This is a genomic window from Parachryseolinea silvisoli (assembly GCF_021190955.1).
GTDB lineage: Bacteria > Bacteroidota > Bacteroidia > Cytophagales > Cyclobacteriaceae > Ohtaekwangia > Ohtaekwangia silvisoli.
Genome location: NZ_JAIOAO010000002.1, coordinates 1403778 through 1423530 on the forward strand (window position 1 = coordinate 1403778; position 19753 = coordinate 1423530).

Annotated in this window: 18 protein-coding genes and 1 riboswitch; of the genes, 13 read left to right on the forward strand and 5 right to left on the reverse strand. The window is 51.7% G+C overall.

Going from position 1 to position 19753, the window contains the following annotated elements; all coding sequences use genetic code 11:
• Positions 1–43: 43 nt before the first annotated feature.
• Entirely contained in the window at positions 44–3685 is a 3642-nt protein-coding gene (locus K7P01_RS15875; RefSeq protein ID WP_267294700.1) for an ATP-binding protein, read from the reverse strand.
• Positions 3686–3893: 208 nt separating this feature from the next.
• Between K7P01_RS15875 and K7P01_RS15880 the strand changes: the two genes are divergently transcribed.
• The 4 genes from K7P01_RS15880 (at position 3894) to K7P01_RS15895 (ending at position 7043) form a co-directional block, all read left to right on the forward strand.
• The gene (locus K7P01_RS15880; protein ID WP_267294702.1) at positions 3894–4172 is read left to right on the forward strand and encodes an OsmC family protein; all 279 of its coding nucleotides are present in this window, start codon (positions 3894–3896) and stop codon (positions 4170–4172) included.
• Positions 4173–4452: 280 nt separating this feature from the next.
• Positions 4453–5487 (forward strand): PAS domain S-box protein, encoded by a 1035-nt coding sequence (locus K7P01_RS15885; RefSeq protein WP_267294704.1) that lies wholly within the window; start codon positions 4453–4455, stop codon positions 5485–5487.
• 7 nt (positions 5488–5494) lie between these two features.
• Positions 5495–6355, forward strand: a complete 861-nt coding sequence (locus tag K7P01_RS15890; protein WP_267294706.1) for a helix-turn-helix domain-containing protein — start codon at positions 5495–5497, stop codon at positions 6353–6355.
• A 250-nt stretch (positions 6356–6605) separates the two neighbouring features.
• Positions 6606–7043, forward strand: coding sequence for a response regulator (locus K7P01_RS15895; protein WP_267294708.1), 438 nt, complete (start codon positions 6606–6608; stop codon positions 7041–7043).
• On the opposite strand, the gene K7P01_RS15900 is transcribed toward K7P01_RS15895, so the two are convergent.
• A complete protein-coding gene (locus tag K7P01_RS15900) occupies positions 7040–7474 on the reverse strand; it encodes a response regulator (RefSeq protein ID WP_267294710.1) in 435 nt (144 codons plus the stop codon). The two genes, K7P01_RS15895 and K7P01_RS15900, sit on opposite strands and share 4 nt — an antisense overlap.
• A gap of 128 nt (positions 7475–7602) precedes the next feature.
• On the opposite strand from K7P01_RS15900, the gene K7P01_RS15905 reads away from it, so the two are divergent.
• The 4 genes from K7P01_RS15905 to K7P01_RS15920 all read left to right on the forward strand — a co-directional run bounded on the left by K7P01_RS15905 (position 7603) and on the right by K7P01_RS15920 (position 10776).
• Positions 7603–8022 (forward strand): response regulator, encoded by a 420-nt coding sequence (locus K7P01_RS15905; RefSeq protein ID WP_267294712.1) that lies wholly within the window; start codon positions 7603–7605, stop codon positions 8020–8022.
• A 95-nt stretch (positions 8023–8117) separates the two neighbouring features.
• Positions 8118–8504 carry a response regulator gene (locus K7P01_RS15910; RefSeq protein ID WP_267294714.1) on the forward strand — a complete coding sequence of 129 codons (387 nt, stop codon included), beginning with the start codon at positions 8118–8120 and terminating at the stop codon, positions 8502–8504.
• Positions 8505–8575: 71 nt separating this feature from the next.
• Positions 8576–9013 carry a response regulator gene (locus K7P01_RS15915; RefSeq protein WP_267294716.1) on the forward strand — a complete coding sequence of 146 codons (438 nt, stop codon included), beginning with the start codon at positions 8576–8578 and terminating at the stop codon, positions 9011–9013.
• Positions 9014–9096: 83 nt separating this feature from the next.
• Positions 9097–10776 carry a sensor histidine kinase gene (locus K7P01_RS15920; RefSeq protein WP_267294718.1) on the forward strand — a complete coding sequence of 560 codons (1680 nt, stop codon included), beginning with the start codon at positions 9097–9099 and terminating at the stop codon, positions 10774–10776.
• 7 nt (positions 10777–10783) lie between these two features.
• Here K7P01_RS15920 and K7P01_RS15925 read toward each other — a convergent pair whose 3' ends face one another.
• Entirely contained in the window at positions 10784–11209 is a 426-nt protein-coding gene (locus K7P01_RS15925; protein WP_267294720.1) for a response regulator, read from the reverse strand.
• 236 nt (positions 11210–11445) lie between these two features.
• On the opposite strand from K7P01_RS15925, the gene K7P01_RS15930 reads away from it, so the two are divergent.
• From K7P01_RS15930 to K7P01_RS15945, 4 genes are all read left to right on the forward strand, one after another.
• Positions 11446–11691 carry a hypothetical protein gene (locus K7P01_RS15930; RefSeq protein WP_267294722.1) on the forward strand — a complete coding sequence of 82 codons (246 nt, stop codon included), beginning with the start codon at positions 11446–11448 and terminating at the stop codon, positions 11689–11691.
• 53 nt (positions 11692–11744) lie between these two features.
• Entirely contained in the window at positions 11745–12644 is a 900-nt protein-coding gene (locus K7P01_RS15935; RefSeq protein WP_267294724.1) for a magnesium transporter CorA family protein, read from the forward strand.
• A 3-nt stretch (positions 12645–12647) separates the two neighbouring features.
• On the forward strand, positions 12648–13253 hold the full coding sequence (locus K7P01_RS15940) for a chemotaxis protein CheB (RefSeq protein ID WP_267294726.1): 606 nt from the start codon (positions 12648–12650) through the stop codon (positions 13251–13253).
• Between the two features lie 75 nt (positions 13254–13328).
• Positions 13329–15671: a GAF domain-containing protein gene (locus K7P01_RS15945; protein WP_267294728.1), complete on the forward strand. Its 2343-nt coding sequence runs from the start codon at positions 13329–13331 to the stop codon at positions 15669–15671.
• Here the strand turns inward: K7P01_RS15945 and K7P01_RS15950 are convergent, their stop codons facing one another.
• Together K7P01_RS15950 and acnA are read right to left on the reverse strand one after the other, a co-directional pair.
• Positions 15672–15917, reverse strand: a complete 246-nt coding sequence (locus K7P01_RS15950) for a hypothetical protein (protein ID WP_267294730.1) — start codon at positions 15915–15917, stop codon at positions 15672–15674.
• 71 nt (positions 15918–15988) lie between these two features.
• Positions 15989–16085: riboswitch (TPP riboswitch) on the reverse strand.
• Positions 16086–16213: 128 nt separating this feature from the next.
• A complete protein-coding gene (gene acnA, locus K7P01_RS15955; RefSeq protein WP_267294732.1) occupies positions 16214–18976 on the reverse strand; it encodes an aconitate hydratase AcnA in 2763 nt (920 codons plus the stop codon).
• A 193-nt stretch (positions 18977–19169) separates the two neighbouring features.
• Between acnA and K7P01_RS15960 the strand changes: the two genes are divergently transcribed.
• Positions 19170–19667: a CinA family protein gene (locus K7P01_RS15960; protein WP_267294734.1), complete on the forward strand. Its 498-nt coding sequence runs from the start codon at positions 19170–19172 to the stop codon at positions 19665–19667.
• Positions 19668–19753 lie beyond the last annotated feature (86 nt).

Consider the following 19753-nt stretch of genomic DNA (forward strand, 5'->3'; position numbering starts at 1 on the left):
CTAAGGCCACATCGGGCTATACTGTACCTGCCTGTGGTTGAAGTTACTCATTTTTATGCGGAAAGTAGCATGTGAATACAGCCCCTTCTCCTTCTATTCCACGGGCGGTGATAAATCCGTCGTGATTCTCCATGATCTTCCGGCAAATAGCCAGTCCTATACCCGTGCCGTCGTATGCGGGCGATTGGTGTAATCGTTGGAAAATTTTAAACAGATGGTCGGCATAATGTTGATCGAATCCAATGCCTTCGTCGGCAACGTTTACGGCGAAGTATGCCTGATCGGGCTTCGCCGCAGGATGTGCTACGGTGCCCGGCTCGACAAAGTCGGTGGTGATACGAATGCGGGGTGCGGCATCGGTACGACGAAATTTCAGTGCGTTGCCGATGAGGCATTGGAACAACTGACCGAGTTGTAAGACATTGCCATACAACATCGGCAACGTGTCGTACCCGATCTGTGCCTGTGTGGCCCGAATGCTCTCCTCCATGTCCAGCAGGGTGGCCTCTAATATTTCGGACATGTTGCACAAACGTTTTTGATGGAACTGGCTTGTGCTGGTTTTTGAGAAGTCTAACACGCCGTCAATCAGGGCATCCATGCGTGTAGCGGCACCGATAATTTTCTGCCCCCAGGCTTTGCCCTTGTCGGATAAGTGTTGTTCCTGCTCTACCAGCAGGTCGGCAAACGTACGAATTTTGCGCAACGGCTCGCGCAGGTCATGGCTGGCGACAAACGCGAAATGGCTCAGCTCCTTGTGCAACATTTCCAGGTTGTCATTCTTTTGCTGCAGCACGGCATTGAGATTTAAAAGCTCCTGCTCATTTTCGGTAAGCCGAAGCTCGGCTTGCTTGCGGGCGGTGATGTCGTGGTAGATCACGACCACGCCGTCGTCGAGCTTGGAAATCATGACGTGTAGCCAGGTGTTCGTACCGGGGAATGGAGCCAACTCGACCTCTAGCGGCCGGCCCGTACGGGAGACACTGATATACCGGTTGAATAAACCGTTCTTTAATGCTACCGGGTATTCTTGCAGCAACCGCTTGCCGAGTAAATCCTGACGTTGTAAGAACAGGGCTGTGCGGTGGTTGTAGTATTTCCAGGTGAAGTCGACGATCTCATACCGGTGGTCATATACGCACTCCAACACCTCGATGCAGGCGGTGGAAGTGTCGAATACCGTTTGCAGCAGGTCATTGGTTTCTTTGAGCTTCTTCTCGCTGGTAAATTGCTCGTGTACGTCGGTGAGCGTGCCGATCCACATATCCACGGCACCGTCTTCGCTGGTCACCGGCAAAGTCATGTCCAGGTGCCAGCGGTATTCACCTGCGGCGTTTCGCACCAGCATCTCGCCCGAATAAGCTTTGCCTGCGGCGATGTGATCCGACCACTTGTGACGTATCTCGACGCGCTGCGAAGGATGAAAGACATCGGCATTACGATGATCGAAGTCGACGCACTGCTCCGGTGACAGTCCCGTATAGCTATACCATTGATCGTTAAATACCGTAGTGCCTGTTTTCAGATCGTAGACCCACACCAGGTGTGGAATAGCGTCGAGGCTTTTTTTGTAGAGATCTTTTTGATGTCGTAGCGCGGCTTCGGTAAGCTTCCGTTCGGTAATCGGCAGAGAAGAAGCGATCACGCCATCGCCAAATTTGACAAGCGAAATATCCAGCCAGGACTCGGTGCCGCCGTAGCCATAGCGTGTTTCAAAGCGCTGGGGCTTGCCCGTATCCAATACCTGCTCCATGCGGTGCCAAAGCTCGTGCTCGCGAATGTCCGGGAATACCGCCGACAAGTATTGACCACGGGCCTGCTCCGTCAGACCGGTCGACCGGAGAAATGCCGGATTGATGATGTTGAGGATAAAATCTTTGACGGTGCCATCGCTGTCGCGAAGTGCTTTTTGGAAACTCAGGTTCACCTGTACGCCTTCAAAAATACCGCTCAGCAACTCGTAGCTTTCTTGCAGGGCGCGGCTTCGCTCTAAGATGCGTTGTTCGAGCTGGTGGTTAACAGTCTTGAGCTGTCGCTCCGATCGCGTGCGGGCCTGGGCCAATTCCAGGCGCGTCTTGACGCGGGCTAACAGCTCGCGCGGTGAAAAGGGTTTGATGAGGTAGTCGTCGGCACCTTGTTGCAATCCTTCCAGCCGCGCCTTCTCGGAGGCATGGGCCGAAAGGAGGATGACCGGTATACGGCTGCCTTCGAGGCTTTCATGCACGGCCTGCATTAGCTGAAACCCGTCCAGGCCGGGCATCATCACATCGGCCAGCACCAGGTCGGGCATAATACCCTCGCGCAGCAGCGCCAGCGCTTGCGTACCATTTTCGGCCGTCAGTATGTTATAGTATGGTTTCAGAAGATCGGTTAGATAGGTACGCATGTCGCGATGGTCTTCCACCAAAAGCACCACATGCTTCGACGCCTCGGCTACATCGCCCGAGGGTGTTTCGACGGGCGACGGCCCCTGCAACATACTGTCGGGCTGCCATCGTGCGGTGGCATCGGCAAAGGAGTCAGGGGCATGTTCGTCCCGCTCCTGCACCCGGTAGGGCGGGAGGTGATCCTTGCCTGCCGGAATGGTTACATAGAAGCTTGTGCCCTGGCCGGGTGTACTTTCAACCCGTATGCTGCCGCCATGTAGCACGACCATCTCTTTCACCAGCGCCAGGCCGAGGCCAGAGCTTTCTTCTACCCGCGTGGGTACACCCTCGATGCGACCGAAGCGCTCAAAAATCTGCGGAATAGCCTCGGCAGCGATGCCCGGACCGGTGTCGTGCACGCCGAGTAAAGCTGTGTTATCGGTATACCGCAGGGTGATGGATACCGCGCCTTTTTGCGTAAACTTAAAAGCATTGGAGAGAAGATTGAGTATAATCTTCTCCCACATGTCACGGTCGATATAAAAAGCGGTATCGACCGCTGGTATATCGATCGAAAAGGTCAGCCCGGCTTTTTCCATGGCTGGCCGAAAGGTGGTGGCGATGTCGATTGTGAACTGCGAGAGACGGGTAGGGCGATAGGCGGCGACGGCGCGGCCGGCTTCGATGCGGGACAGATCCAGCAGCGTGTTTACCAGCTTCTGTAGCCGCAGTGCATTGCGATGCACCATTTGGAGCTTCTGGGTGTCTGCGGTGGAAAAGCGTCCGGTCTGCTCCAGCATTTCTTCCAGGGGATTTAACAGTAACGTCAAGGGCGTACGAAACTCATGACTCACATTGCTAAAGAACGCGGTGCGGGCCATTTCCACTGCGGCCATGGTTTCAAGCTCATGCTTTTGCTGTAGTGACTGCTGTCGGGAGGTAACATCCTGGTCTTCGCGAAGCGCGCGCGTCATTTTGATCCGTTGTGTCTGTAGCGTGGCGAAGCCATGCAATACCCGGGTATATCCGGATGAATGAATGATGCGACAATGATAGTCGCTGCTTTTACCTGTGCGCAAACGGGCAATGACGTCCTGCAGTGCCATTACATCTTCGGGATGTACCAGGTAATGCGTGCCGTTTAGCGCCACCAATAGGTCAAAGCTTAGGGGTAACCGGTTTAGATCTTCTTTCAGCGGCTGGCCATCCTCGGGGTCGAGGTGCCAGGGCCCTTGTAAAGAAAAGGTTTCAGCAGGTGTAATGATCGATACGGTATACTGATCATGCAGTGTACGGGGTTCAAAGGTCGTTGGCTCCATGGAGTGAGTCACTTCATTTCAATTTATCCTGAACAGCTTAAAGCAAAATACACGCGGGAGGGTGGTTTTTTTGGTTAGTGGCCAACGGTTATGTGAATATAGACTTGTAACAATATTGATCAAAATTATACCCGAATTAATTTATAGCCTTTTACGGTGTTTCAACATCGGGTGGGTTTATAGGATGCAATTTTTACCTGATAAATTCATGCCAGGGCAAGGAGCTGATCGCGGCGGTCCACGGCTGCTGCTTTACCATAAGCCGAGCTTGTGTTGGGGTGAGGTTGGTTACCTGCGAAAGCTCGCCACCGATTGCGTCGTTACCTTCGAGCACGGCGCCATCATGCAGTCGCATATCGTGTTAAAAGCACGGCACCCCGGCATGGCTGAAGAGCAATTTCTGAAAGCAGCCCGGGAAACAAAAGAAAATTGCCCGGTGTCGCACGTGCTCCGCGCGTCCATATTGCTGAAGGCAACGCTGCAGTAATAATCGTTGGGAAGACGTGTTAACAGTATGGAAATGTTGGTAACGATGGCGGTAATATTTTATAAAAAAATCATAACCGAGGAATTATTACCACGTATACGGCTGTTGTAATAGTCTCTCACACAGTATACTGCCAGCAAGCAATATACTTCAATATATACAGTATAAGTTTCTGCGGAGCCTCCTATACCTGGAGGGCCAGGGTGTTGATCGATGAAGGGTTGGTAATGAGGCCTCCGCGGTGCTTGTACGGTGCTTGGCTGACAAATAACACATTAAAATGATACCTACCCTTGAGAACCTGGTAAAAGACGAGCATGCATTCCTGAATGCCAGCATAAACGCCAGTGCGGCGAACGTTCGTTTCGCTGTATTGGATAAAGACTTTCGTATTGCCTGGGTAAGTGCCCAGTTTCGTGAGACGTTCGGCCGCGCAGAACAAGACCTGATCGGCACGCCACTGGCCAACCTCGACGGCTTGCTGAATACCTCCATGTTTCAAACGCTTTTTCCGATTGTATCCACCGGCGTGCAGTGGTCGGGTGAGATACGGTACGACACGCCGGTCGGCGATCGCGTCTGGCTTCAAACACACTTGCTGCCCGTACACGCCGGCCAGGGGCCTGCCCACAATCTATACCTCTTCCTGATCAATGACATTACCGATACCAAAGTAGCCCTTCAGGAAAAGCAGGCCGCGTTAACCGATCTGCGGTACAGCGAAGCCCGCTACCGTGCCCTGATCGAAAATCAATCGGACCTGATTGCGCTGTTTAATGCGCACGGTGATCGTATCTATGTCAACTCGCAGTACCAGGATTTTACCGGTAAAAGTTTCGTCGAAATCATAGGGACCAATATATACGAGTTTACGCTCAAGGGTGTACCGCTCTCTTTCATCCGGCAGGCATTTCTGCTGACACCCGATAATCCCGAGATATCGAAAGTATTCGAGCTGGAGAATGCCCGGCATGAAAAGCAATGGATCCTCTTGTACGTGCGCGGAATATTTGATTCCTTTGGAACCTTGTACGAGTTCATGAGCATCGGCCGTAACGTGACGGACCTCAAGCATGCAGAGCTGCAAAAAACAGACTACATCGAGGCGCTGGAGCGCATTGCCTTCATGACGTCGCATCGTGTCCGCAGCCCCATCAGCACCATGCAGGGTTTGTTGGAGCTGCTGCGGATGGACGCCATCGACACTGACCAGTGGGACCTGGTGCGCCATGCCTTAAAGCGGTGTGTTGATGATCTGGACAAGTACAGCCGCGAGCTGGGTGATTTTATTTATCACCAGCAGTTCCATAACTAATCCTGGGATGAGTCTATTCAAGCAATTCACACACAAGAAGATCGGTATTGTAAAATTTGATACTGCCACAGCCTTGCCGGAAGTGGCCCTGACCGACAAAAGCTACAATCGGATTTTGTTCCTGCGCGCAGGTTCTGCGTTGCGTGTCGATTTTCAGAAACATACCCTGCGGCAGGACTCGTTGTTCTTTATAGGCTCCAATCAGTTTTTTGAAGTAGAAGACAATAATCGCTTTAAAGGATATGTGATATACTTTAATCGCGACTTCTATTGCATACAGATACACGAGAAAGAGGTGTCGTGCGATGGCATTTTATATAACAATGTCTATGGTACCGCTGCAGTGACGCTCACCAAAGAACATGCGCTTACCATGGAGGCGATTCTGGAAGAGATCGCCGACGAGATGCAACGCGACGACACGGCAGTAGAAGAGATGCTGCGAATTCTCGTTAAGAAGGTTATCATTAAATCGACCCGGCTCTGGAAAGAAAATGCAGGCTATGCACAGCAGGACGATCAGCCCGAGGCTGAGTTTCTTCGTCAATTCAGTCAACTGGTGGAAAGTCACTTCCGGAAACGTCACGGTGTGGCCGATTATGCCGACCTGCTCAACATCACACCCAAAGCCTTGAGTAAACGGCTGAACCGTTACCGGTCAGAGACACCGAATGACATTATTAAAGATCGGATCATGTTGGAGGCGAAACGGTTGCTGTTGTATACCGATATGACGGTAAAAGAAATAGCATACAATCTGGGCTATGAAGATCCCGCTTACTTTAACAGGTTGTTTGTTAAAACAACAGGTATTGCACCGGCGGAATTCAGACGGCAACCCAGTGGAATTGTCAAACAAACAGGGTGACGTAATTTAATTTTTTTGTTTCACTACATTCGGTGAAATGTCTGACGCCTGGGCTGTAGGCAAAATCTTGCGGTGAAATGTGCAGGTGTTGGCGATAACATCGTTTTACCTTATTCTTTGGTATTGCGATTGTTGTTTATTACAAAGCCAATTCGTAAAATCGTTATAGCAGAGACAGCATGGGTGTACGGAACTTTCGTTGGAGCACATTGGTTCTACTTGAATGGCATTCACCAAAACCAATCATAGCATGAACAAAAGTTTGTTTTTGGCGGACGATGACATAGACGACCGTATGTTGTTCGAAGATGCGCTGAACGAAGTATATGCCGGCGTAGACCTGGTAATGGCCAGCGACGGTGAAGAGCTGATGGAAAAGTTACAGCAGCGGCTGCCGTCGTTGCCCAGCCTGGTCTTCTTAGACATCAACATGCCTCGCAAAAACGGGTTTCAATGCTTGCGCGAAATGCGCGAGCGGACTTTGCTACAGGATATACCCGTTGTGATGATCTCCACCTCGAACGAGGAAAAGATTATTGAGAAGTTGTATAGCCAGGGCGCGAACTACTACATCTGCAAGCCGAATAGCTTTGAAAAACTAAAGCAGGCTATTCACGATGTGCTGAGTCTGAACCTGCAGTTGCGGGCAACGCAACCTTCCAAAAAAGAATTTTTATTGCAATACTAGAATGTCAGTACGAACGCCTCGCGTGACGAGGGGTGGGCCATATTCCAGTCGACGCGGCAGAAATATTCGACTACCGATTTAAGCACCTCAAAAGAAGGTGGTTTCGATATATAGTGACTTGCGCCGGAGCGGTGTAACATGTCGATGGTGGCGATATCATCAGACGTAGACAGCACGACAATAGGCATGTCTTTAAATGGCTCTCGTTGACGCAACTCTTCCAGGCAGGCAAAACCATTCTTACGCGGCATATTGAGATCCAGGAAAAGCACTGTCGGCCGCTCGGGCAACAGCGCATCCAACACCTCCATGAGCTGATCGCCGTCAATGGCCATCGTTAGCTGCGTGTCCCGGCTCACTTCCCGTAGGGCTTCCTGGAAAAGCATTCTGTCGTCGTCATCGTCATCGGCTAGTAAAAGATGCTTTCCCATCTGTTTCAACTCGGGGATAAATGTACACACAAAAAACGCAAATCAGGACTAGGGGTAGGGGGTATTATTTTATCAAAAAAATAAGTAGGTTCAGCATACGATCTGCAGGGCCCAAAAAATCCTTGTTCATGAGAGACCCCATTGTACTAGTAGACGACGATACCGACGACCGCGACCTTTTGGCGGAGGTCCTGGAGAAAATAGGCCAAAAAAGAGAGATGGAGCACTTCGAGAATGGTAGGGACGCACTCGATTATTTACGTGTTACCACAGATAAACCCTTTATTATTATCTGCGATTTGAACATGCCGATTATGAATGGGCTGGAACTCAAACGTGAAATTCAACGCGACGACTACCTCCGCAACAAGAGCATTCCATTTGTTTTCTTTTCCACCGCCGTGGCACCGACCACTGTGATGGAAGCGTATCACTTGTCCTCACAGGGTTTTTTTCTGAAAGAACCCTCGTTTCGGGAGCTGGAAGAAACTATGAGTCTCATCTTCCGGTATTGGACCAAGTGCAAACACCCCAATGCGGTGCGATAACATTAAATACCGGCCCGTGGGCTCTCACAGGCCAGCGCAACCGTTGCAGGACTGGCAAGCATTTTAGAAAATATCACCATTAAAGAAGGAATGCTATGAAGCGTGTATTATTAGTTGATGATGACAGCATTTTTAATTTTCTGAGCTCCAAGACGCTGCAACGCATGGGTCTTGCCAGCGACATTCACATGGCCGTAAACGGAGCAGAAGCGCTCCAGCTTTTTAACGACTACTACCAGGGAGCAAAGGCCTTGCCCGACGTGATCCTGCTGGACCTCAACATGCCCATTATGAATGGATTCGGTTTTCTGGAAGCGTTCCGTCGGTTGCGTATACCGGGCAAAGAACATGTAAAGATTTTTATTGTTTCCTCTTCCGACAATCCGGGGGATCGTCAGCGGGCGAAAGAGCTGGGCGCGGATTATTACCTGACCAAGCCGCTGCAGGAGCAAAGCCTGCGGTTGGCGTTGGAAATGGGCTAGGTGTCCTACGGGAATTCCCGGAGTTGTGAGGTTCACTGAAATGGTTATCTTTAACGTCACAACGTGTATGTATGGCGCAGCGATTTTTCCTGGCGGACGACGATGATGACGACCGCCTGTTGTTTGAAGATGCCCTTCGTGAGCTCTCTGCGGATGCGAGCCTCACGGTGGCGACAGATGGTGTGGACCTGATGGAGAAGCTGGAGGAAACCGTCCCGCCGCCACCCAGCGTTATTTTCCTGGATATAAACATGCCCCGCAAAAACGGTTTCGAGTGCCTCACAGAAATGAAGCAGATCGAAAAGTTCCGCGATATACCCGTCGTCATCTTTTCTACCTCGAACGAAGACAGCACCATTGACCGTACGTACCACGAGGGTGCTAATTTTTATATTCACAAACCGCGATCATTCGAGAAACTGAAATCGGCTATTCAACAGATAATAGCCATTGACTGGAGCTTGCAAACTATGCAACCCAGCAAGGAAAAATACGTGCTTCATTTTTAAACACGGCACACGTAAAACGCGCGGCCAACCGTGTCGCACGTGTACGAATATATCGTTATCTTGACACTTCAAATTTTGTGACCATGGATCTCTCTACGCTGGACTTTGCACAAGCCAGGACGAAGCATATATTATTTAAAACGCAGCTTCGTTCGATCCTGTATCACGGCCAGACAGACCAACACGTATCGTCGCACACTACGTGTGCATTGGGCGAGTGGATCTATGGATTGGCACTGGCTGCCTACGGTTCTATACCCGAGGTGGTCGAGCTGGAAAAAGTTCACCGCGACATGCACCTGGCCGCGGCTCAGTTGATCGATCTCTATCAGCAGGGCCGCGTGGAAGAGGCGCGTGCTGGTTTTACCTCGGTCGAGATCATGGCGGCCAATCTCATCATGCTGCTGTCGGTTGTCGAAAATACGATAGATTCCGGGCAGACCGGTTCCGACCGGACGGGTGCATCGGAGCGACTCACCATCTCGTACGAAGAGCTGCAGCAATTGCGCAAGATTCTGCACGATCTCGACGAGCGAATCAGCGAGGAAACCATGCAAACGTTGCGCGCACGGGAGAAAGCCATGGCGAACGAGCGCAAGTTCCAACACTCGCTTATGCAGATCCAGGTCGCCGAGCAGCGCCTGCGGCTTGCTGTAGAAGCCAGCGATATGGGCACCTTCGACTGGGACCTGGAGAACCAGGAATTTTATAGCTCGCCTCGTCTGGTGGAAATATTTGGCTTTTCGGCAAATGATGTTGTTACGCACCAGCAACTGATTGCTGCGCTGCATCCCGGCGACCTGCCCATCCGCGAGCGAGCCATCCGTACGTCGTTTGCCACGGGGGGCCTTTCATACGAGGCGCGTGTTGTCTGGCCCGACAGCACTGTTCACTGGGTGCGGGTACACGGCAAAATCGTACACAATACGGACAAAAAGCCGCTGCGCATGTACGGCACGGTGATTGACATCACACAGCAGAAAACTTTTACGGAGTCGTTGGAGATAAAGGTAAAGGAACGCACCGCCGAGCTGGAAAAGTCGAACAATGCGTTGCAGAAATCAAATGAAGAGCTTGCTCAATTTGCTTTTGTGGCCAGCCACGATCTGCAAGAGCCCTTGCGCAAGATTCAGACTTTTGCCACCCGCATACACGCCACCGAGACCGCGCTGACCGACCGGGGCAAGGACTACTTCCGGCGCATGCAGCAAGCGTCGATGCAGATGCAGCAGCTCATTGCCGACGTACTTTCCTACTCGCGCATGAACGCCACCGAACAACACGTTGAGGTCCTGGAGCTGGGCGGGTTGCTGGCGAAAGTACAAGAGCAGCTCAGCGAACGTATCGAGACTGTGGGGGCAACGATCGAAGCCGACGCACTGCCGGCAATGAAGGTAATACCGTATCAATTCGAGCAGCTGCTCTCCAACATCTTATCCAATGCGTTGAAGTATATAAAGCCCGGCGTGCCGCCGCGCGTTGTCATCACTGCAGACACGGTGCAAGGAAAAGCGATCGATTCGTCGGCCGTCGAAGGCATGTATCACCGCATCACCATCACCGACAATGGTATCGGCTTCGACCCGCAATACAGTGAGCGCATCTTCCAGGTATTTCAACGCCTGCACGGCAAGAACGAATACGAGGGCACCGGCATCGGCTTAGCCATTTGCAAGAAGATCATGGACAACCACCACGGCTTCATCACTGCCGCCGGCGAGCCTGGACGAGGGGCTACGTTTACAATATACCTGCCCATGTGAATTTTGCTTACTGTTTTCGCGGAGCCCCCCGCAGCAATGTCTGATGGTGAATGCTTTCAAACAACGCGCGCAACTTCTCAACAAATACCAACAGGTCGCTGGGCTTTACCAGAAAAGCAGTAGCGCCCAACGCCATACACTCTTTAATGTCGGTATCGGACGTAGACGTGGAAAGCATCACCACCGGCACATGGTCATACCGTGGGTTGGCCCGTATGTGCTGCAGGCATTCTTTCCCGCTGATGCGCGGCATATTGATGTCGAGAAATATATAATGCGGTGGATCACTTTGTTCCAATAGATCCAAACCGTCCTGCGCGTTGACGGCAGAAATACATTCAATTTCATCATTTATTTGTAACAGTACTTCGGCTAAAACAAGGATGTCATCCTCGTCGTCGTCGATGTACACTAAACGTTTGCTTTTAGACATCTTCCCTCGGTCGCTGGTTGGTACTAATCAAGATACACATTTGCTCACAGACAAAAATGAAGGTCCCTATAAAAACATATGTTTCCTGGGACGGGAGGCACCTATTCGCAGTGAACGGCTCATTAGTAACTGTAACGGCGACACCTAAGGTACAGGCCTGTTACGTGCCCGCGTGTCAAAAAATATGAGCTTTCAGAATTACCCGTATATTTACAGAAATCCTAACACGATACCGCATGACGAGGCTGGAATTTGAAAACCTCCCGCTAAACGATAAAGCCAAGTGGGTCTGGGAAAATGGCATATACCTGGAGACCATGGTGCATGGGACGTTCAAAGTAAACCTGTATGCCGTTGGCAAAGATTTTATTGAGGTTTATTTAGACGACGCCACCAACGAAGTCGACAAGATTGCCCTGGCCGAGGCCGGTGATGTAAACAAATACCTGGACAAGATCGAATTGCCAGGCGATGGCAGGTGACGCTTTTGTACCTCGGCGGTGGCATAATTTTTTGACGCCGGTTTGGTAAAAAGGTGACCACCATCTTAAAAGAAAATCACGGCGCAGACTTTACCTGGATTGATCTGGCGCAGCCAGAAAAGAAAGACTTGCAGGAGATCGCCATGAAGTATGGACTACACCGTACCCTGGTAGAGGACTCGCTGCAACCGGCGCACTTGCCCAAATACGAGCAAACCGACTCCGTACAGTTTGTCATTCTGCGGGCCTATGCCGACAATATCGACAAACGCGCCGACTCTATTCAGGAGGTGACGGACAAGATCGCAGTCTTCATCAAGCCGGAGGTGATCATCACCATACACCGCGCCGACTACGACTTTCTGGCGCGTATAAAAGATAGCTATGTCGATACCGGTCAGTGCGGCTCACCGTATGAAATTCTGCAACGCATTATCGAATATGTGCTGGCCACCTATGAGGCGCCCCTGAGCAAAGTCATTGAGGACATCGACACGTTCGAGCCGCAAGTCTTTTTGGAAGAGAACAAAAAGAGCATGCTAAAAAGCTTTTATTATCTCAAACGTCGCGCCTCGGTAATCTCCCGGGTATTAGACCTGACACGCGTCATTCTCGACAACTTACAGAAACAGCTGCCTACACCCGAGCTGAACGACCTGAAGGACTCATTCGTGCGGCTGCAGACCATGAGTGCGCATATACAGGACAGTCTGACCAGTTTATTGAACATTTACATTTCCCTGAACTCGCAGCGGGCAGGCGAGGTGATGCGTGTGCTGACGTTGTTCTCTGCCTTCTTTATGCCGCTTACGTTTATCGTGGGCATTTATGGCATGAATTTTCAGTATATGCCCGAGCTAACCTGGCGGCTAGGCTACCCGGCTGTTTTGCTGGTTATGGTCGTCGTAACCCTGGGAATCTATATATGGTTTAAACGAAAGGGCTGGTTATAACGCATGAAAAACGCACCTCAATACATCATAGGAATAGGATCCTCCGCGGGCGGCCACAGCGCGCTGAAAGAATTTTTCCACGACATACCGCCGGGACTTTCTGCGGCCTTTGTGGTCGTCACACACCTGCTGCGCGACCACCGCAGCATGCTGCCCGAGATCATGGAAAAATATGTGGTGATGCCGGTGGAGCGGCTTCACGGCATTGTCGTGCCGGAGGCCGGCCATGTATATGTCATGCCGGAAGACGTCCTGTTAGAGATACGACAAGGTACATTATACCTCATGCCCCGACCGGAGGATTACGTATGGAACCAAGCCATCAATGTCTTTTTTACATCGCTGGCCCAGGATCAGTGCGAGCATGCCATCGGCGTCGTTCTCTCGGGGATGGGCACGGACGGCGCAGAGGGTGCGCTCATGCTCTACCGGCATGGCGGGGAGGTATTGGTGCAAGAGCCGGCGTCGGCACAGTTTGACTCCATGCCCAAGGCTGCCATCCGGACGGACCATCCCGACCTTGTGCTACCGCCACGGGAACTGGGACAACGCCTGGCCGCCATGCTTCAGTTTGGCCAACAGCCTTATACGGCGCATAAATTTTACTGACAGGAAACAGAACAAAAAACGCATGCGTTCGGTTGTGGTAACGCACACAGCCCTTTTTATACGAAACGTGCCAGCATGCGCTCTGATCTTCAGCTGGTTAACCAGCGCCTGACGAAATATACCCTAGCCGGTAAGACTACGCTTTCCTTCCGGAACTTCTATTCACATCTTCGGCATCAACATGCCTCGGAAAGAGGTATTCGTAAGCAGCAGCTGGAAATCTTCCTTTCGCAGTTTGATGCGCATCCCGAGTGGCTGCAACCGATTGATCTCGATCGTGTGGCCGAATATAATGCACTGTTCGACCTGATTCATGCTGCCGTCGAGCCAACTGCCGGCGAAACCGAAGCCAAGCTGTGGGGACTCGGAGCGCCGCTGTGGCCGGCCATTTTTTACGGCACCGACGCGTTTTACAACCTCATCGACAAACGCGTACACGCCCGAATACCCGACTCGCTGAAATTTTCGGAAGACGAGAAGATTGACAAGTGGCACTATGAATTTGTCTACTCGTTTATCCTGCGCAAGGCGTTTAACCTGCCGATCCTTCCTCACGAAGACCTGACATATTCTTACATAGATGAAGATACCGGCTTGCTGAAGTACCTGGCCGTACGGTCGGATATGCGGTACGTAGAAGTACAACAGCTACAGCCGCTACCCAACCTCGACGCCGGCAAACTGGCGAACGCGCTGGACTGCGCACTAACCGGATACCTGCAGGAGAAGCTGCCCATAGACGCCTTTCACTTTGAAGGGTTTGCGATCCTGACCGTAGAGGATGTTACCAAGGAGAAGATACTGGAAAACATCCGTAACACTATGTTGGAGCATGACCCCGCGGAGACCGTGGGCATCTATCGCCAGGTGTTGACGTTGCTCAAGTCGCTGGTCGGCAACAGCGCCGTCCAGTTCGGTATGCTGCCCATGGTCGAGCTAAACGGTCACCTGCTGTCGCCATACGAAAACGACCCCTTTAGTATTCTGGCGAACACGGCCAGTAAGTTATCCATCCCTCAGTCGGTTTTCCTGGACTACATGAACGGTTACCGCGCCAAGCCCAAGTCGTTGGTCTTTCATGCCACGGATGCAAAAGAGAACATCTCGTGGTTCGACCAGCTATTTTTACAAACGGGTATGCAGTCGCTCGCGTTGATCCCGGTCTTTCATAACAACACGCTGGTGGGTATACTGGAAGCGTACAGCGACCGCGCCGGTGTACTGCAGGAATCAAACCTGAACCAACTGGAAAACGTGCTTCCCCTGCTGGCGCAACTGTTGCAAAAGAGCATTCTCGACTTTAACGCGTACATGGATCACACCATTAAAGATGTCTTTACGCCGCTACAACCATCCGTCGAGTGGAAATTCCGCGAGGCAATATGGCAGTATCGTAACGACACGTTCTTTGGAGCCCGTCGCCATACCGTTCCCACGGTATCGTTCGAAGATGTATATCCGCTCTACGGAGCAATCGATATTCGTAACTCGACCATCGAACGTAACGCGGCGTTGCGCGCCGACTTGATTTTTCAAGTGAAGCTCTTACTACATACCCTCGACGAAATTGACACACAGATAGACCAGCCGGGCATAGACGAGCTGATCCTCAAATCGAACATCTGGCGTGGCCGGGTGGAGGATCAATCCATTCACATCGACGAGACGGCGCTGAAGAATTTTATCGAAGAGGAGGTGTTGCCATCACTACGCACCCTGCACGACGCGCAGCCTACCCTGCAAGCGCTGATCAAAACATTCCTGGATGCCAACAATGAACGGACGGGCGCCGTATTCCAGCACCGGCGTATGCTGGAGGGGTCGATGCAACGCATTAATACCGCCATCAGCGAGCACCTGGAATTATTCCGCCGCGATTTAAGTAAACTATATCCGAACTACTTTGAGAAATTCCGGACCGACGGCATAGAGTACGATGTTTACGTGGGACAGTCCATCGCGCCGACCATTCCCTTTGAGCTGGCCCACGTCGACACTTTTCAACAGCGACAGCTTCGGTTCATGGCATCCATATCCCGCATTACGCGCCGACTCATGCCGCACATGGAAGTGCCTTTGCAGACCACACAGCTCATCTTTGTTCATCCCGCTACGATCGACATCAACTTCCGCAACGACGAACGTCGCTTTGATGTGGAGGGCACCTATAATATTCGCTATCAGATCATCAAAAAGCGAATCGACAAAGCAAATGTCAAAGACACCCGGCAACGATTAACACAGCCGGGCAAGATTGCCATTGTTTTCTACCGCAACAACTTCGTGGCGGAGCGCTATAGACACTACATCCAGGACCTGCAGCAGGAGGGACTGTTGAAGAATGATCTGGAAGAGCTGGAGATTGAAGAGTTGCAAGGTATACATGGGCTCGTGGCTCTTCGCGTGGGCGTGCAGTAACTAGGCCTTCTCCACAATCAACGAAATCAGTCGCTCCCCCGGTCCGGTAGTACCACTCACAATAAGCGGGTCCGACACAATGCGTGCGGCAGCCTCCTGGCCCTCGTGTGTAATCTTGACGGAAGTCCCTTTGACATAAGTCTTCACCTCGTTCTCGGGCACCGAGACACGCACTTGTACAGAATTGCCTTCATTAAAATCACGAAAGGTGATTTTATCGCTTTTAGAAATGCTGATCGGTTTCATAACCATCGGAAGTTTAAGATCGAATAATTAGTAAGGAAAGAGGCTGCTTTATGTTGTAAAGCAGCCTCTTTTTAAGGTTAATCTCGTCTCCTTTCGCCGGCATTACCCGGATCAAGTTTCAGGATCTGTTCTCAGATACAGGGTTCTGTACCACTCCTGTCAAGACTAACTACTTCCTGTAGTGTAAATACTGTGCCATCCCGTTTCCTGCGTCCTTTTGCTCGCCCGGCAAAGCCGCTGAGGAAAAACCGCGACCATCAAACAGGAGTGGTGCAGATTGTTCACAAATTCGGACATCAATTTGTTGTCAAAAACTGCCGCAACATATACTGCAGAATACCTTTGTTGCGGTAATAATCAATTTCGATTTTGCTATCCAACCGGCACCGCACCTTAAATTGTTTGCGGCTGCCATCCTCCGCTGTTGCGGTGATCGTCAGTTGTTGTCCCGGTTTGATTGCATCGGTCAGCTCAGGTATATCAAATGTCTCGCGTCCGGTCAGGCCAAGCTGTTTATAACTTTCCCCTTCCAGAAATTGTAACGGCAACACGCCCATGCCCACCAGGTTGCTGCGGTGAATACGCTCATAGCTTTCAGCAATCACCGCGCGGATGCCCAGCAGGAATGTACCTTTCGCGGCCCAATCACGCGACGAACCACTACCATACTCTTTACCCGCCAGCACCAGCAGTGGTGTATTGGTCTCTTTATACTTCATGGCAGCATCGTACACGGTCATTTCCTCCCCGGAGGGAATGTGCTGTGTGAAACCACCCTCTTTCGTCGCCAGCTGGTTTTTGATCCGCACGTTAGCGAACGTTCCGCGGATCATGACTTCGTCGTTCCCACGACGCGAACCGTATGAGTTAAACTGATCTTTCGGTATGCCGCGACTCACCAGGTATTGTCCCGCCGGTGACTTTTCATTGAAGCTACCCGCCGGCGAGATGTGGTCGGTTGTGATCGAGTCGCCCAGCACGAGGAGTGCCTGACCTTTTACAATCGGTTTAATCGGTTCGGCCGTTTCGGGCAGGTTGACGAAGAAGGGCGCTTCCTTCACATAGGTGGAGGTGGGATCCCATTTATAGGCTTTTGTCTGCGGCGCTGACAATTTCTGCCATTGCTCGTTGCCATCGAAGATCTCGGCGTAATTCTTCTTATACGAATCTTTCTTCACTACGCGGGCGACTGTGCTGTGAATCTCTTCGTCCGACGGCCAGATATCTTTAAGGTATACCGGCTCGTTACGATCGTTATAGGCCAGCGGCTCCTGCGTCATATCGATGTCGATGCGACCGGCAATGGCGTATGCGACCACCAGCAGCGGTGACATGAGGAAGTTCATCTTTACCTGCGGGTGAATACGCGCTTCGAAGTTACGGTTACTGGACAACGCGGCACCCAGGATTAAATCGTGGTCTTGCATGGCGGCGGCAATCGGGTCGGGCAGCGGGCCGGAGTTTCCGATACACGATGTGCAACCATACCCCACCACGTTGAATTTCATTTGCTCGAGCTTCACCAGCAAGCCGGCTTCACGCAAATAATCGGTTACAACCTTTGAGCCGGGCGCAAGACTGGTTTTCACCCAGGGCTTCACGCGAAGGCCCCTGGCCAGTGCTTTCTCGGCCAGCAACCCGGCACCGATCATCACGTCGGGGTTGGAGGTGTTGGTACAACTGGTAATGGCAGCAATAACAATGGCGCCATCGCTCAGGTGGAAAGTTTGGTTATCGTGCGTCACTTCCACGGTACGGATATCCGGATGACTATCCGGGGTGATTGTCTTTACTTGTGAGGGGTCCACATTGCCACCCTCGCCGCTCCAGCGATTCAGCGGACGGTCCACAAAGGTGATATACCGTCGGCTGTACGTTTTTTCGATATACTCCGTTACGGTCTGCTTTGTCTGGCGGAGCAGAATTTTGTCTTGCGGGCGGCTCGGACCTGATATCGTCGGCTCCACTGTAGAAAGGTCCAGCGTCACGACCTGGCTGTACGTAATGGCGTCTTCATTTTCACGCCACAGTAAATTCTCTTGTGTATACTTTCGCGTAAGCTCGATAACCTCTGCGGGGCGGTTGGTTTTCTCCAGGTAGTCCAACGTCTTTTCGTCGATGGGGAAGTATGTTACCGTACAACCAAATTCCGGCGACATGTTGCCGATGGTAGCGCGGTCCGGAACAGAAAGTGTGTTGAGCCCATCGCCAAAGACTTCGACAAACTTGCCCACCACCTTCGTTCTGCGCAACAGCTCGGTAATCGTCAGCACCAGGTCCGTAGCGGTAGCCCCTACGGGCAGCTTGCCGGTAAGCTTGAGCCCGATCACTTCGGGCAGGGAAAAGAATTGAGGTTGGCCGAGCATGGCGGCTTCTGCTTCAATGCCGCCTACGCCGTACGCTACAATACCCAGGCCGTTGACCATGGGTGTGTGCGAGTCGGTGCCGATGCAGGAGTCTGGAAAGACGAAGCCGTCGCGCTGCACGACGCAGGTGGAGAAATATTCCAGGTTCACCTGGTGGCAGATGCCCATACCCGGCGGTACGACGGAAAAATTGTCCACGGCAGTTTGCGCCCATTTCAGGAACCGGTAGCGCTCGCTGTTGCGCTCATATTCTTTTTCCACATTCAGGCGGTAGGCATCGTTGGTGCCGTAATAATCGACAAGCACGGAGTGATCGATCACCAGGTCTACCGGTATGAGCGGATTGATCCGGGTAATATCCTTCCCTTTTCGGGCCATCTCGTCACGCAGGGAAGCGATGTCTACAATGGCCGGCACACCGGTGAAGTCCTGCATCAGCACGCGGGCAGGCATGAACGGTATCTCTTTGTCTTCGGGTTGGGGCGACCAGCCCAGGATCGTTTCGATGTGCTCCTGGGTGGTAACATAGCCGTCGTAATTCCGCACTGCATTTTCCAGCAACACACGAATCGAAAAAGGCAGGCGCTCGATGGCGTGTCCTTGCTGCTGCAAGGCTTTCAAACTGTAATACGAATGCCGTTTGTCTCCGACGGTCAATTCTTTTTTGGCGTGAAAATGATCTTGATTTGTCATAAGCTATACTTACATGGGCGTTTTAAGCTACATTTTTTCCTAGGGTAAACAGCGTAGACGGCTTCTTTTCTCCCCATCCGCCATCTTTTTTACGAATACGGACAATTTTTACTTCGGATTGCTTAGAAAACAATGCCAGCAAAGGCACGGGTACAATTTTTTCATTGGTTTTAGGCGAATTTTCCCCTCGCCCATGCATAAACTAGCCGACATCTCCGACATCAAGCAGTACATGGTCACCCATGAAGAAACGCTGGCCATCGCCGAAAGTGCTACCGCCGGCCAACTGCAAGCTGCTATTTCGCTGGCCGACGGAGCCAGCCTTTTTTTTCAGGGCGGATTGACTGCCTACAACATCGGCCAGAAAGCCCGGCTGCTACAGGTAGAGCCTATTCATGCGCTAGCGTGCAATTGTGTGTCCGATCGTGTAGCGGCCCAGATGGCGCGGCATGTCAGTACAATGTTTTCGAGCGACTGGGGCATCGGCATCACCGGCTATGCGGCGCCCCTCCCGGAATGTGGGATTGAAGAAAACCTGTTTGCCTTCTATGCCGTGGCCTATAATGGTGAGGTTGTGTTGGAGAAAAAAATCGAGACGGCGAAAGAAGGCATTTACAACGTGCAGCGCTACTATGTCGCGCAGATATTAGAAGACTTTGGCAACTATTTAAGCACACGCCGGCGCGATTGAAAAAGTGCATTTTCGGGAGATTCATTTCATGCGTGAAACCTTTTCCTGGAAAAACGTATACGCCAGGAGTATGCCTACTCTTACTC